General features: G+C 31.8%; 14 protein-coding genes. 6 read left to right on the top strand and 8 right to left on the bottom strand.

The window, feature by feature from the left end; all coding sequences use genetic code 11:
* Positions 1-177: 177 nt before the first annotated feature.
* Positions 178-480 (top strand): hypothetical protein, encoded by a 303-nt coding sequence (locus HA151_RS03880; protein ID WP_209106209.1) that lies wholly within the window; start codon positions 178-180, stop codon positions 478-480.
* 177 nt (positions 481-657) lie between these two features.
* On the opposite strand, the gene HA151_RS03875 is transcribed toward HA151_RS03880, so the two are convergent.
* The 4 genes from HA151_RS03875 to pstC all read right to left on the bottom strand — a co-directional run bounded on the left by HA151_RS03875 (position 658) and on the right by pstC (position 3,856).
* Positions 658-804 carry a hypothetical protein gene (locus HA151_RS03875; RefSeq protein WP_002808068.1) on the bottom strand — a complete coding sequence of 49 codons (147 nt, stop codon included), beginning with the start codon at positions 802-804 and terminating at the stop codon, positions 658-660.
* Between the two features lie 394 nt (positions 805-1,198).
* On the bottom strand, positions 1,199-2,008 hold the full coding sequence (gene pstB / locus HA151_RS03870; RefSeq protein ID WP_209106208.1) for a phosphate ABC transporter ATP-binding protein PstB: 810 nt from the start codon (positions 2,006-2,008) through the stop codon (positions 1,199-1,201).
* Positions 2,009-2,902: a phosphate ABC transporter permease PstA gene (gene pstA / locus HA151_RS03865; RefSeq protein ID WP_025952644.1), complete on the bottom strand. Its 894-nt coding sequence runs from the start codon at positions 2,900-2,902 to the stop codon at positions 2,009-2,011.
* Between the two features lie 6 nt (positions 2,903-2,908).
* Entirely contained in the window at positions 2,909-3,856 is a 948-nt protein-coding gene (gene pstC, locus HA151_RS03860; protein ID WP_209106207.1) for a phosphate ABC transporter permease subunit PstC, read from the bottom strand.
* A gap of 178 nt (positions 3,857-4,034) precedes the next feature.
* On the opposite strand from pstC, the gene HA151_RS03855 reads away from it, so the two are divergent.
* The gene (locus HA151_RS03855) at positions 4,035-4,241 is read left to right on the top strand and encodes a hypothetical protein (RefSeq protein ID WP_209106206.1); all 207 of its coding nucleotides are present in this window, start codon (positions 4,035-4,037) and stop codon (positions 4,239-4,241) included.
* Positions 4,242-4,259: 18 nt separating this feature from the next.
* On the opposite strand, the gene HA151_RS03850 is transcribed toward HA151_RS03855, so the two are convergent.
* Positions 4,260-4,580, bottom strand: a complete 321-nt coding sequence (locus HA151_RS03850) for an ArsR/SmtB family transcription factor (RefSeq protein WP_029975563.1) — start codon at positions 4,578-4,580, stop codon at positions 4,260-4,262.
* A gap of 118 nt (positions 4,581-4,698) precedes the next feature.
* Between HA151_RS03850 and HA151_RS03845 the strand changes: the two genes are divergently transcribed.
* The 3 genes from HA151_RS03845 to chrA are packed head-to-tail and all read left to right on the top strand — an operon-like array spanning position 4,699 to position 8,249.
* Positions 4,699-5,721, top strand: coding sequence for an ArsJ-associated glyceraldehyde-3-phosphate dehydrogenase (locus HA151_RS03845; RefSeq protein ID WP_209106205.1), 1,023 nt, complete (start codon positions 4,699-4,701; stop codon positions 5,719-5,721).
* Between the two features lie 11 nt (positions 5,722-5,732).
* Positions 5,733-6,992, top strand: a complete 1,260-nt coding sequence (arsJ, locus tag HA151_RS03840) for an organoarsenical effux MFS transporter ArsJ (RefSeq protein ID WP_209106204.1) — start codon at positions 5,733-5,735, stop codon at positions 6,990-6,992.
* 30 nt (positions 6,993-7,022) lie between these two features.
* A complete protein-coding gene (chrA, locus tag HA151_RS03835) occupies positions 7,023-8,249 on the top strand; it encodes a chromate efflux transporter (RefSeq protein ID WP_209106203.1) in 1,227 nt (408 codons plus the stop codon).
* 46 nt (positions 8,250-8,295) lie between these two features.
* On the opposite strand, the gene pstS is transcribed toward chrA, so the two are convergent.
* Positions 8,296-9,270, bottom strand: a complete 975-nt coding sequence (pstS, locus tag HA151_RS03830; protein ID WP_209106202.1) for a phosphate ABC transporter substrate-binding protein PstS — start codon at positions 9,268-9,270, stop codon at positions 8,296-8,298.
* Positions 9,271-9,626: 356 nt separating this feature from the next.
* On the opposite strand from pstS, the gene HA151_RS03825 reads away from it, so the two are divergent.
* A complete protein-coding gene (locus HA151_RS03825) occupies positions 9,627-10,808 on the top strand; it encodes a porin (protein ID WP_209106201.1) in 1,182 nt (393 codons plus the stop codon).
* A gap of 120 nt (positions 10,809-10,928) precedes the next feature.
* Here the strand turns inward: HA151_RS03825 and HA151_RS03820 are convergent, their stop codons facing one another.
* Both HA151_RS03820 and HA151_RS03815 read right to left on the bottom strand, forming a co-directional pair.
* Entirely contained in the window at positions 10,929-12,068 is a 1,140-nt protein-coding gene (locus HA151_RS03820; protein ID WP_245151586.1) for a sensor histidine kinase, read from the bottom strand.
* Positions 12,069-12,070: 2 nt separating this feature from the next.
* Positions 12,071-12,799, bottom strand: coding sequence for a response regulator transcription factor (locus HA151_RS03815; protein ID WP_209106199.1), 729 nt, complete (start codon positions 12,797-12,799; stop codon positions 12,071-12,073).
* Positions 12,800-12,820 lie beyond the last annotated feature (21 nt).

Below are 12,820 nucleotides of genomic sequence, written 5' to 3'. Positions count from 1 at the left end.
TTTGCATTTAAATATACCTATTAATACTTAAAAGTCTCAGTTAACATTTTCCCCAATTAATTTAAATATATTTGTTTTCAATAAGTAAACTTAGACAAATTAAAAATATGTTCATCTGATGACCCTTTCTTTACCTGAGAATCCACGTTATAAAAAAATTAGACGCATTTTATAGAAATGAAAAAATTTATTGCTTTGATTTTTTTTTCATTAATTATTTTTCCATTAAAGACAAATGCTAATGAGAATTTTTCAGTTGAGATAGAGGCCCTAAAACTTGTAATGGAAAAATACAAAGAAAATACTAAACCTAATATTGAATTAGATGTAAGCAAGGAGAAGCCAATTTACATGGCTCTTAAACAAGACGAATGTAATGCGACCGTTGAGGTTACAGAAAAAACAGGCTTAGAAGTAGTAAGTACTGAATTCTTCGATGTAAATGTCTGCAAGAAAGAAATATATAAAGTTATCAACTGAACAAGCAAATAATATTTGTAAAACCCAAATATTGAAAGAGGTCTTTTACTTAAAGAAGGTAAGACCTCGAGACCTAACAGAAAACTTTGGAACGGGTTCTGCATACCCAATTAATAACTACAATTGAATTGTAGAGGTGTAATTAAAAGTACAAAACTAAAATTATTTTTTAAAAAATTATTTCTTCTTTGATAATGTTTGTGATTCTTCTCTAGACATTAAAGCTTCTATTTGAGCGAGAACTTTTTGTAGTTCATCCGTTTTTGTAAGAGATGCTTCTGCTACTTCTCTTAATTTTTCTAACTGTTCTTTAGTTTTATCCATGATAAATAAAATTAGAAATTAACCACCTTTAAAAATGGTTTTAATACAGATTTTTCACTCCCACACAGATTCATATTCTCTCTTTTTTTCATAAAGTCAAATAAATTTCCTTTAATTAAAGTTTTATGAGGACTTCCAATTAATTCCTCATTCATTATTAAAATCATAAGATTACCCTCAAAAGAAATACTTTTAAATTACGAAGTAAATACAGGCAACCCTATTGTTGCAGTGGTTATAAGAGCCCCTGCAAAAATCAAAAAAGGTAGAAAAGGATAGTTTTTCAAAAAGAAATTAACTAATTCGAAATAACTATATAGGTATTTATACTATTTGTCTACCCCTGAGCTTTCTTAAAAGTAAAAATTATTCTCTCAAAAGTAAAAATTTAACATCAACCAAATTTACCTGATATGTATTCCTGAGTGGTTTTTTCTTTTGGTGAATTAAAAATTTTCTTTGTCGAATTAAATTCGGCAAGATAACCAACCTTTCCTCCATCACCATCTTCATATTCAATAGCATTAAAAAATGCAGTCATATCACTAACTCTTAATGCCTGTTGCATATTATGAGTAACGATTATTATTGTGTAATTCTTCTTAAGTTCATGCATTGTCTCCTCTATTTTTAATGTAGAGATAGGATCCAAAGCTGAACAAGGCTCATCCATGAGAATTATTTCAGGTTCAATTGCGATGGTTCTGGCTATACATAGTCTTTGCTGTTGTCCACCAGATAAAGAATAACCACTATCATTCAATTTATCCTTACATTCGTCCCATAAAGCAGCCTTTCTTAGTGAACTTTCGACTAATTCATCCATATCTCCCGTAAAGCCATTGATTCTTGCCCCAAATGCAATATTTTCATAGATAGATTTAGGAAAAGGATTTGGTTGTTGAAAAACCATCCCAATTCTTCTTCTCACTTCAACTGGATCTACTCTTTTATCGTAAATATTGGTTCCATCAAAGAGTACAGTTCCTTTTAATGAACAATTGGGAATCAAATCGTTCATCCTATTTAATGATCTAAGAACAGTTGATTTACCACAACCTGATGGTCCAATAAGAGAGGTTATATTTCCTTTTTTAAAATTACAAAAAACATTTCTTACTGCTTCAAAAGTTCCATAGCTAATAGAAACATTCTCAAGAGATAAAATGATATTCTTAGGTATTTTTTTATAATTTTTAATCATTTATACTCTCTTAGTTTTCTCTGTAAAAGCGGCCAAAATCCTTGAAAATATATTTACTGATAGTATCGACAAAACAAGAATAAAGGAAGCTGCCCAGGCTAGTTTATTCTGTGCATCATAGGGTTCAAGTGCAAAATTATAAATAAGAACTGCTAAAGAACCCATCTCATAAAACAAATCTCCAAAGCCTGTTATGTAGTAGTAAGAGAATAAAGCCGTAAATATCAAAGGTGCTGTTTCACCTGCAGCTCTCGCTATTCCAAGTACAACGCCAGTAGCAATAGATCTAAATGCAGATGGCAAAGTAACTTTTAATATAGTTGTATACATACTTGCTCCAACACCAAGAGAAGCATATCTCAATTCATTAGGAACCAACTTTAAACCTTCGTCAGTGGTCTTAATCACAGTAGGCAACATCAATATTGAAAGTGCCATACCTCCGGCCAAGCCACTGTACATACTTCCAAATAAGATCTTTGTTGAAACAATTAAGGCATAAATAAATACACCGGCAATAATCGAAGGGACTCCAGCTAAAACATTTACACCAAATCTAATAAACCTTGAAAAAGCACCACCTTTAGAATATTCGGCCAAATATATTCCACCACCAACACCTACTGGTATGGCAATAATTGAAGCAATGGTAGTTATTATCAATGTCCCTATTAATGCAGGATTAATACCCCCTGCATCTAAATCATCTCCAGGAGGATTTGGTTCTAAAGTAAATAGTTCTGGTGTGATTTGAGATCCACCTTTGATAAGAATATAAGTGACTAGAAAAATCAAAGGCAGTATTGCTATCAGCGCACAAATTACTGATAAAGAAGTAAAGAATTTATCTCCTATATTTCTTGATAATCTTTTCTGGTAATAAAGTGAATTCATAATTATCTAATATTTGAGACTAAATTTCTTAACTAGCCATTGAGCAAAGATATTGACCACTAAGGATAAAATCATGAGTACAAAAGCTGCATAAAAGAGTGATGAAACCTGACTTCCATCAGCTTCACCAAATTGGTTTGCGAGCATAGAGGAAATAGTATATCCAGGAGATAATAGAGACCAACTAAATGCATTGGAATTACCAATAATCATTGTGACAGCCATTGTTTCACCCATTGCCCTTCCTAAAGCCAATAGAACACCTGCCATAATTCCTGATAATGCTGCCGGCAAAATTACTGAAAATATTGTTTTCCACCTGCTTGCTCCGATTCCATAGGCTGCATTTCTCAACTTTTTAGGAACTTGATTAAGAGAATCTCTAGCTATAGCAGTCACTATTGGTAAAAGCATTACTACTAAAATTAATACTGCTAACAAGGAATTCCTACCTGTAGGTTCTGTACTGAATAAAGGTATCCAACCAAAGAAATTATGTAAAAAAACAAAAAAGGCTCTAAAAAAAGGTTCCATAACAAATATTGCCCAAAGTCCCAATACAACTGATGGAATAGCTGCTAATAATTCAACAAAAGAACCTATTATTTCTCTAACAACTTTAGGTACAAAGTCTTCGGTAATAAATATTGCAGTTCCAACGCCCAAAGGGATAGTTATTAATAACGAAAGAAATGAAGTTACTAATGTGCCATATATTGCAGTAAAAGCTCCGTATTCATCTTTTACTGGGTTCCATTCAGAGGTTACTAAAAACTTCAATCCATACCTTGAAAAGGATTCAAATGACTGAAAAAAGACTACTAAAATAATTCCTAAAAGTATTATTGCTACGAAACTAGACAAGACTAGAGCAGTATTCTTGAAGATAATATCTATATTTTTTTCGATACCGAATCTTTTACGATTCTTGAAAAGAGTTAATTTCTCTTCCATTAAAAAAAGAATATCTCTATAAATCTACTACTAAATGTTGTAAAAGACTTTAAGAGGGGTTAAACGTATAAGAAAGTCATGAAAAGTAAACATCCTTCAGCTTAATTTCTTCAAAAATTTTTTCTTTAACTTTACTTAACCATAGGTGAATATTATTTACTGAATAACAACTGAGGGAATGTCTAAATATAAGAAATTCATTGCTCAAATCAAATATAAAGAAGTAATATCTTCCCCTGTATATTTTATTCCTGTTTTGCTTCTATCCATAATGATTATTATTGAAGGTTTTCACATCTTTAACCACAAACAAAACTGCAAAACTAAAGCTGAGTGGATGGAACAATCAGGAATGACTTATGACAGGGAATCAGAAGTTAATTAATAAAATCTAAAATATAATTTATTCGCAACAACGTTTTCTATTTGAGGAATAATCTGTCAAAGAAGTTATCCATTCCTTTATCAAAAAGAGAGATTCTTTATTTAGGCTGTAATACACCCATCTACCTTCTTGCCTGTCTGCGATAAGACCAGCTTCCTTCAAAATTTTTATGTGATATGAAATTCTTGATTGAGATAACTTAGTTAATTTCATAATATCGCAAACACAAACTTCTCCCTCCATCATTAGGTCTATTATTTCTAGCCTAAAAGGATCAGAAAATGAAACCATCAACTTAGATATATCTTCTTTTTTTACTTTGCTAATATCTTTTAACAATTTTAAAGTAAGTAAATTTTCCTAAATATAGCTTAAATAAAAAAGATTTCATTAATCAAAACATCTTGATACATCAAAATATTTTGATATATAATTTATATAGAAAATTTCAACAGATATGAAAATTGGAATTAATGGTTTTGGAAGAATTGGCAGATTAGTTTTCAGAGCATTATGGGACAGAGCTGATATTGAAATAACTCATATAAATGAGATAGCAGGAGATTCGAATGCTGCTGCGCATTTACTCGAATTCGATTCAGTCCATGGTAGATGGGTTAAAGATATAAAGGTTAAAGAAGAAGAAATAATAGTAGATGGAAAGAAATTAACCTACACATCTTTTAAAAATTACCTTGATGTTCCTTGGGAAAAATCTTCTGTAGATATTATTTTGGAATGTACAGGAAAGAATAAAAAGCCAGACAAACTAAATCCCTATTTTGATACTCTTGGGATGAAAAGAGTAATAGTAGCTTGTCCAGTCAAAGGAATTGTTGCAGAAGCTGAATCACTGAATATTGTTTACGGTATAAATCAAAGTCTTTATGACCCTTCCAAACATAAATTAGTAACTGCAGCATCCTGCACTACAAATTGTTTAGCTCCGATAGTAAAGGTAATTAATGAAAATTTTTCTATTAAACACGGTGCTATTACAACTATTCACGATGTAACGAACACTCAAGTTCCTGTAGATTTTTATAAAAGTGATCTGAGGAGAGCAAGAGGATGTATGCAAAGTTTAATACCTACTACCACTGGATCTGCTAAAGCTATCGCTGAGATCTTTCCAGAATTAAAAGGAAAATTAAATGGACATGCAGTAAGAGTTCCTCTACTTAATGGTTCTTTAACAGATGCAGTTTTTGAATTAAATAAAGAAGTGACAACTGAACAAGTGAATATGGCACTTAAGGAAGCTTCAGAAACTTATTTAAAAGGAATTCTTGGCTACGAAGAAAGGCCTTTAGTTTCTGCAGATTATGTAAATGACTCTAGAAGTTCAATAGTTGATAGTTTATCAACTATGGTTGTTAATTCAAATTTATTAAAGATATACGCTTGGTATGACAACGAGTGGGGTTACAGCTGCAGACTTGCAGATCTTACTGAATATGTAATCAAAAATGAGATTTAATTTATGTCTTTATGAAGTTATCTAATATTCAACAATATAGTGTCGTAACAGCAAACTATTGGGCGTTCACGCTTACTGACGGCGCATTAAGATTATTAGTTGTTGGGCACTTTCATGAGCTAGGTTACACAACTCTTCAAATTGCTTTACTTTTCCTTTTTTATGAGTTTTTTGGGATAATTACTAATCTTTATGGTGGTTGGATAGGAGCAAGATATGGATTAAGGCTTACTTTGTGGATTGGGACTATCCTACAAATCATCGCTCTTTTTATGCTTATTCCAGTTAAGGAAGATTGGCCGGTAATTTTTAGTGTCGCATACGTTATGGTTGCTCAAGCAGTTAGTGGGATAGCAAAAGATTTAAACAAAATGAGTGCTAAAAGTGCTGTTAAGACAGTAGTTCCAGAGACAAATGATGGCAATGATACTGGCCAAAAACAACTTTTTAAATGGGTTGCTATTTTAACTGGATCTAAAAATGCTCTTAAGGGAGTTGGCTTTTTCTTAGGTGGACTTTTATATAAGTTATTTGGATTCAATAATGCTGTAGGAATTATGGGTTTTGGACTCTGCTTAGCCTTTTTATTGACATTAATTTTGCCTGGAGAAATTGGCAAGATGAAAACCAAACCAGCTTTTAATGATCTTTTTTCAAAATCAAATGCAATAAATATTCTTTCAGCAGCAAGATTTTTTCTTTTTGGAGCAAGAGATGTTTGGTTTGTTGTAGCTCTTCCAGTATTCCTAGATATGGCCTTTGGTTGGGACTACATGGAAATAGGATTATTTCTTGGGGCCTGGGTAATAGGTTATGGAATTGTTCAGGCTTCGGCTCCAGCAATTAGAAAGATATGGTGCCAGAAAGAAAGTCCAGATCGTAAAGCTATCCAATTTTGGAGTGCCGTATTAATGGTAATACCATCTTTGATAGGAGTCGCATTATGGAGAGAAAGTTCTCCATCGATAGCAATAATTTTAGGACTTACTATTTTTGGATTTGTTTTTGCAATGAATTCCTCTACACATTCTTATATGATTTTGGCCTACTCTGATAATGAAAAAGTCAGTTTAAATGTTGGCTTCTATTACATGGCAAATGCTGCTGGAAGACTAGTTGGAACATTATTATCTGGCTTACTATTTATGATTGGAAGAAATCCGAGTATTGGTCTTCAATATTGTCTTTATTTTTCATCACTTCTAATATTATTATCTTGGATTTCGAGTCTTAAATTACCATCAATCAAACAAAGCTTATCATCACCATAAAAACTAATTTTTTGAAATTAGAATATTTAAATGGCAAAAATATCCTTAATTGAACTTGTAAAAATTTTCCTAAAAATTGGTATTTTAAGTTTTGGAGGACCGTATGCTCATATTTCCTTATTCGAAGATGAACTTATAAATAATAAAAAATTGATTTCAAATCAATCTTTTGAAAAAGGAATTGGATTATGTCAAATACTTCCAGGTCCAATATCTACTCAATTAGCAATATATATAGGTCTTAAAATTAATGGATATTTTGGTGGATTGGTATCCGGTATATGTTTCATTATCCCAGGATTCGTTTCGGTATTAGCTCTTAGTATTTTTTGGCAAATTGGATCAGGATCAAAATTCTTAACAGATTTAATTTATTTCAATCCTCCTATTATTGCAGGAATTATTTTTTCATTCTCTTTAGTTCTATTAAAAAAAAGATTAAAGTTTGATCGAATATTATTCTCTAGCTCAATATTATTTCTACTTATATTTGCCAAATATAATAGTATTCAATTTCCACTCATAACAATTCTTACTATTGCAGGATTGATAAATATATTATTACGGAAATTCAAAGATAATTTTTACAGCTTGATCCCTTTATCTATATTTTCAACAACCTCATTTTTGAGTAGTACACTCTTTTTAGATATTTTTAAATTCTATAATTTTTTGAAGGATTCTTTAAACTCAAAGTTTTTAATAAATTATCTTAATCTGTTTGTTTTCTTCTTCAAATCGGGACTTTTTATTTTTGGAGGGGGACTAGTAATCATTCCTCTAATGAGTGATTATGTTGTCTCACAAGGATGGTTAACAAATAATGAATTTATAGATGGGATAATGATTGGCCAGATAACACCTGGTCCTGTCTTATTAACTACAAGTTTTATTGGATACAAAGCTGGATTTACGATCGGAGGAATAAATGAAGCTTTAAAGTATTCATTTATATCAACTTTTGCAATTTTTTTACCAAGCTTTTTATTGATTTTTGTTTTTGGGAAAGGCTTCATAAAAAACAGAATTAAATCGATTAATTACTTTATCGAAGGAGTCATCAATACAATTCCTGGAGCAGTTATTTTCTCTGGCTTTAATTTAATTGAAGATAGTTTTTCATCAAAATTCTTTTTAATTAGCTCTATTTTTATAGTTTTAATCTCCACAGTATTATCGTTTTTAAAATTAGTTCCAACATACATACTTATTCTCTTTTCTTTAATATTAGGTTTATCAAAATATTTTTTTGCATAAAAAAAGGAGGAAATAAATTCCCCCTTTTAAATGTTTGTCTTACGATTTATTTACCGATTCTTTTTACTGCAGCTCTTGATTTCTCAAGAATTTCGCCTTTCAAAGGAACAAATCCTAGTGATGGAGCTTTGTCTTGATACTCATCACTTAATAATGTATTAAAGGCTTCTTTGATTGCTTTAGTGTTTCTACCATTACCTTCTTCATAGGCGAGTATCCATGTCAATGAAGCGATAGGGTACGCTCCTTTTGCCGTTGGATTAGGGTTCTTACCAGCAAGATTTTCATCTAAAGTAATACCATTAAGAGCTTTTGCTCCTGCTTCAACTGTAGGCTTTAAATATTCTCCAGAAAGATTTTGGAGTGCAGCGGCCTTAACATTACCTTTTATATAAGACTGGTTAACATAACCAATTGCACCAGGAGTATTTTGTATAACTCCAGCTACGCCAGAATTACCTTTTGCTCCAACGCCTGCCGGCCATTTTACAGACTTACCAGTGCCTAATGTCCATGTTTTTGAAAACGCTTCCATAGAGTTTGTAAAGGCTTTAGTTGTACCTGATCCATCAGAACGATGAGTCCAAGTCAATTTTCCAGGTGCACAACCAACTTCCTTCCAATCTTTTATCATACCCATAGCTACCTGAACTGCTTGTTCTTGGGTAAGTTTCAAATCGCAATCGTAGTTATATCCAAAAGCAATAGTTCCACCAACCATAGGGATCTGAACTAAACCTCTAGTAACTTTTGCTATGTCCTTATCTTTCATAGGATCGTCAGAAGCACCAAAGTTTACAGTCTCATCAATAAATGCTTTTCTTCCAGAACCAGAACCAACAGCTTGATAATTGACTTTTGGACCTCCATCATTTGATAAATCTTTAAACCATCTAGTATAAATTTTGGCAGGGAAAGATGCTCCAGCTCCACTTAACCTCACAGAAGAAGTTGAGGTTCCACAAGAAGCAACCAGAGTCATTGTTGAAGCTAATAAAAAAGCTTTTTTAGCTAATTTCATTGTTGAAACATCAAATAATAGACTTCATATTTATAGCATTTAATTTGAAAACAAATACTCTTTAACTTAAAGCTTATCTATTAATTAATTAGTTCTTAATCCTCTCTTAAACTAAATCTTGATTAGAGCCTTTTACGTATGGTTTTAAAAATATTTAAAAATAAACTTGGATTAATTTTTAACTTTTATTGATAAAAATTTTGAAATTTGGAGATAATTTTCCTTTTAGTTTAAGAAGAGTTTAAGATCTATTTAAATTCTCCTTTTTACATTATTTCTTACCCATTTCTTAACTTTAAGACGTTTTAATAATTTTGGATACAAATCCATGTATCTAATTTTACGTGTTGAGGAACATGAAACTTTTTCAAAAATTAATTACTGCTCCTGCCTTAATTTCTCTGGCATCTGGCTTTGCAGTTCCAATTGCTGCTCAGGCTTCCGAAATTGTCAACATTGAAGAAATGGATAGCTACTCTAATAGTCAAAAACAATCTTCAAGAATTGACAGTAAAACATTCACTAATAATTTTAATGAAGATATTGCGAACCTAAAAGGAGGAGTTGACGGTCCTGAAGCTCGTGTAAATTCAATAGAGGCTGGAAGTTTCTCTGAAACAACTACGATGAAAGGTAAAGTAGAATTCCTTCTTGGTGCTGCTGATACTGCAGACGATACAGAAGAAGCTCTTTCTTTCAACTATCATTACGAAGTTGACCTAAATACTAGTTTCACTGGTGAAGATAAACTTAACATTGAATTTGCCGCAGGAAGTGCTAACGGAAATAATACTGTTTCTGGAATCACAGATTTTGGTGAAGCTCAGGATGCGCTGCAGATAGAAGATGTAAACTATACCTTCCCTATTGGTGGTTGGGAAGTATCTTTCGGAGAATCAATGGATGCTTCTAAAAACTGGCCAAATGCTTGTAAATATTCTTCAATTGTCGACAACATGGAAGACTGTGGAGCAACACGCTCTGTAGATATGGGTGGTGATATTTCTTTCAGTGCTGGCTATGAATTTGATAATGGCTGGGCAGTTGGTTTTGGTGCTTCAGCAGATGATGGAGAAACCGCTTTAGGTGCTTTCACTCAGGAGAGTGATGACCGTATTGGTATTGCCTTTGGATACGAAGTTGATAAATATGGCTTTACCGTTGCCTATGGAAACATGGAGGATGCTACAAATAACATTGCTCTCTGGGGGTTAACTGCCTACTGGACACCGGAGGGATTAGGTACATTAAGTGGAGGTCTTGAATTCGGAAATCCTGAGGGTGGAGTAGACAATGATACTACTCAATGGTTATTAGGATACACAACAGATCTAGGGCCTGGTGAATTCCAGATTGGTATAGGAACCAACGGACGTACAGTAGATGATGCAGCCGAACTAATGGCCTATGAGGTTGGTTATGAATACCCAATTAATGATTCAATGACCATTAAACCTTTTGCTTACGTTGCTGAAGTTGCTGGAAATGGCAATGGCGACACTACCGGCTTGGGAGTTCTCACAACCTTCAAGTTCTAGAACCTACAGGGAAAACTTATAAATGTTTTTCTAATCAAAAATTTAAAGGCTCCAATTTTGGAGCCTTTTTTTGTTTCATATTACTTTAATTTGATTATTCAAACTAAAAAATCTTAAAGATTACTCATTAGTGAGTTTAAAGATAGTCTCTATGATCGCTCCGCCTTCTTTATGATTAAAAGCCTTTATAAAACCTTTATTGTTATTGATTATTTTTTTTGTTATTGAAAGACCTAAACCACTACCACTTTTCTTGAATTTTGTCCTTGATGGATCACCTCTATAAAAACGAGAGAAAATATCATTAAATTCATTTTCTTCTAATCCAATACCTTTATCTCTAACTCTTATAACAACAGAGCTATCTCTTTTAAAAATTTCAATTTGAATTTCTTCATTATCTGGGGAATAACGAATAGCATTGTCCAAAATATTTATAAAAGCTCTTTTTAAATTTTCAATATCACCAGATATAAAATATTTTGTTGGTATCAGTAAATTTAATTTTACATCTTTTTTTTCTGCAAGTGGTTTTATGGTTTGCCAAGATTCCATAACTAAATCTGAAATAGATACTTTTTTATTTTCTTGAAAAGCGTCGTTACTTTCTAGCTTAGAAAGTTCTAAAGTTTCTTCGACCATTTTTCTTAATCTTTTAGATTCTTTCTTAAGTCTTTTAACAAGATATCTATCTTTCTTTGATACTACTGCCTCCAGTCTTTCGCCTATCAAAATAAGAGATGTAAGAGGTGTTTTCAGTTCATGAGACACATCATTGATTAATTGATTCTGTCTTTTTTTTATGGATTCAATTGATAATTTACTCTCCAACAATATTAAATAATTTTTTTTCCTTGCTCTAACAATATTTACAGAAATGGGTTCCCCCGAAATAATGCAATCTAGGCTGATTGGGAAATCTTTTTTTCTTGAATATAAAATCTTATTTCTTAGTACTTCGAGCTCATTAATATCATTAATTGCTTTTCCAATAACATCTTTATATTTAATAAACTTAATGAGAGATAAACCTTTCTGATTGATAAATTTTATTGTTAGATCAGATGACAAAATCATCCATCCTTGAGATGAATAATCTAACCAAGATAAAATTTGCTGTGGTTTAACTTTATCAAATGGAAAATCAAAAATTTGTTGGTTCTTAGTTAATTCAATATTTTTATTATTTTTTGAAAATCCTTTAACCTTGGTTTTCCATTTCTCATAAAAGAAAGTTAATACCTCTTGTAGCGTTTTCATTTTCATCCAAACTTATATCCAAAGCCTCTAACAGTTTTAAGAAACTTTGGAGATGAGGGATCTTCTTCTAATTTCTCTCTGAGCCACCTAACATGAACATCTACAGTTTTAGTATCACCGATAAAATCAATTTCCCATATTTTTTCAAGTATTAAATCTCTTGACCATACCCTTTTAGGATTTTTCATAAATAATTCTAATAATTTAAATTCTTTTGGAGATAATGTTATTTCTCTATCGAAAGAAGTTACCCTACATTCTTCCAGAAACATTTTTATATGATTAAACTCTATGACGGTTTTTGAGTTTTCTAAACTTTTTTTATTACGATTAGATCTTCTTATTAAGGCTCTTGATCTGGCAATTAATTCATTTAAACCAAAAGGTTTTGTTAAATAATCATCAGCACCAACCTCTAATCCAAGAACCCGGTCTGATTCATTATCTTTAGCACTTAAAATTAATATAGGTGTATAATTTTCTTCATTTCTTATTTTTCTGCATAACTCTAATCCATTAAGACCTGGCAACATCAAGTCAAGAATTATAAGGTCTATATCATTTCTATTATTATCGCCAATAAAATCTGAGGCACTTAAACCATCTTTAAAAGTTAACACTTGAAAACCTTCGCCTTTCAATGATTCACTTACTGTCAGCCTAATACTCTTATCATCCTCTACAAGAAGAATTTTTGAGCCCTGCAGACTTTTATGATCTTTAATAGTCATTTGAAAACCCAACAAATTAAT

Source organism: Prochlorococcus marinus XMU1419, assembly GCF_017695955.1.
Lineage (GTDB): Bacteria > Cyanobacteriota > Cyanobacteriia > PCC-6307 > Cyanobiaceae > Prochlorococcus_A > Prochlorococcus_A marinus_AD.
This window is presented reverse-complemented; position numbering and strand designations above follow the sequence as displayed.

Bases quoted from the DNA above. Each gene is read 5' to 3' on its own strand.
- HA151_RS03880 (WP_209106209.1), top strand. From the start codon at position 178: ATGAAAAAATTTATTGCTTTGATTTTTTTTTCATTAATTATTTTTCCA.
- HA151_RS03875 (WP_002808068.1), bottom strand. From the start codon at position 804: ATGGATAAAACTAAAGAACAGTTAGAAAAATTAAGAGAAGTAGCAGAA.
- pstB (WP_209106208.1), bottom strand. From the start codon at position 2,008: ATGATTAAAAATTATAAAAAAATACCTAAGAATATCATTTTATCTCTT.
- pstA (WP_025952644.1), bottom strand. From the start codon at position 2,902: ATGAATTCACTTTATTACCAGAAAAGATTATCAAGAAATATAGGAGAT.
- pstC (WP_209106207.1), bottom strand. From the start codon at position 3,856: ATGGAAGAGAAATTAACTCTTTTCAAGAATCGTAAAAGATTCGGTATC.
- HA151_RS03855 (WP_209106206.1), top strand. From the start codon at position 4,035: ATGTCTAAATATAAGAAATTCATTGCTCAAATCAAATATAAAGAAGTA.
- HA151_RS03845 (WP_209106205.1), top strand. From the start codon at position 4,699: ATGAAAATTGGAATTAATGGTTTTGGAAGAATTGGCAGATTAGTTTTC.
- arsJ (WP_209106204.1), top strand. From the start codon at position 5,733: ATGAAGTTATCTAATATTCAACAATATAGTGTCGTAACAGCAAACTAT.
- chrA (WP_209106203.1), top strand. From the start codon at position 7,023: ATGGCAAAAATATCCTTAATTGAACTTGTAAAAATTTTCCTAAAAATT.
- pstS (WP_209106202.1), bottom strand. From the start codon at position 9,270: ATGAAATTAGCTAAAAAAGCTTTTTTATTAGCTTCAACAATGACTCTG.
- HA151_RS03825 (WP_209106201.1), top strand. From the start codon at position 9,627: ATGAAACTTTTTCAAAAATTAATTACTGCTCCTGCCTTAATTTCTCTG.
- HA151_RS03820 (WP_245151586.1), bottom strand. From the start codon at position 12,068: ATGAAAACGCTACAAGAGGTATTAACTTTCTTTTATGAGAAATGGAAA.
- HA151_RS03815 (WP_209106199.1), bottom strand. From the start codon at position 12,799: ATGACTATTAAAGATCATAAAAGTCTGCAGGGCTCAAAAATTCTTCTT.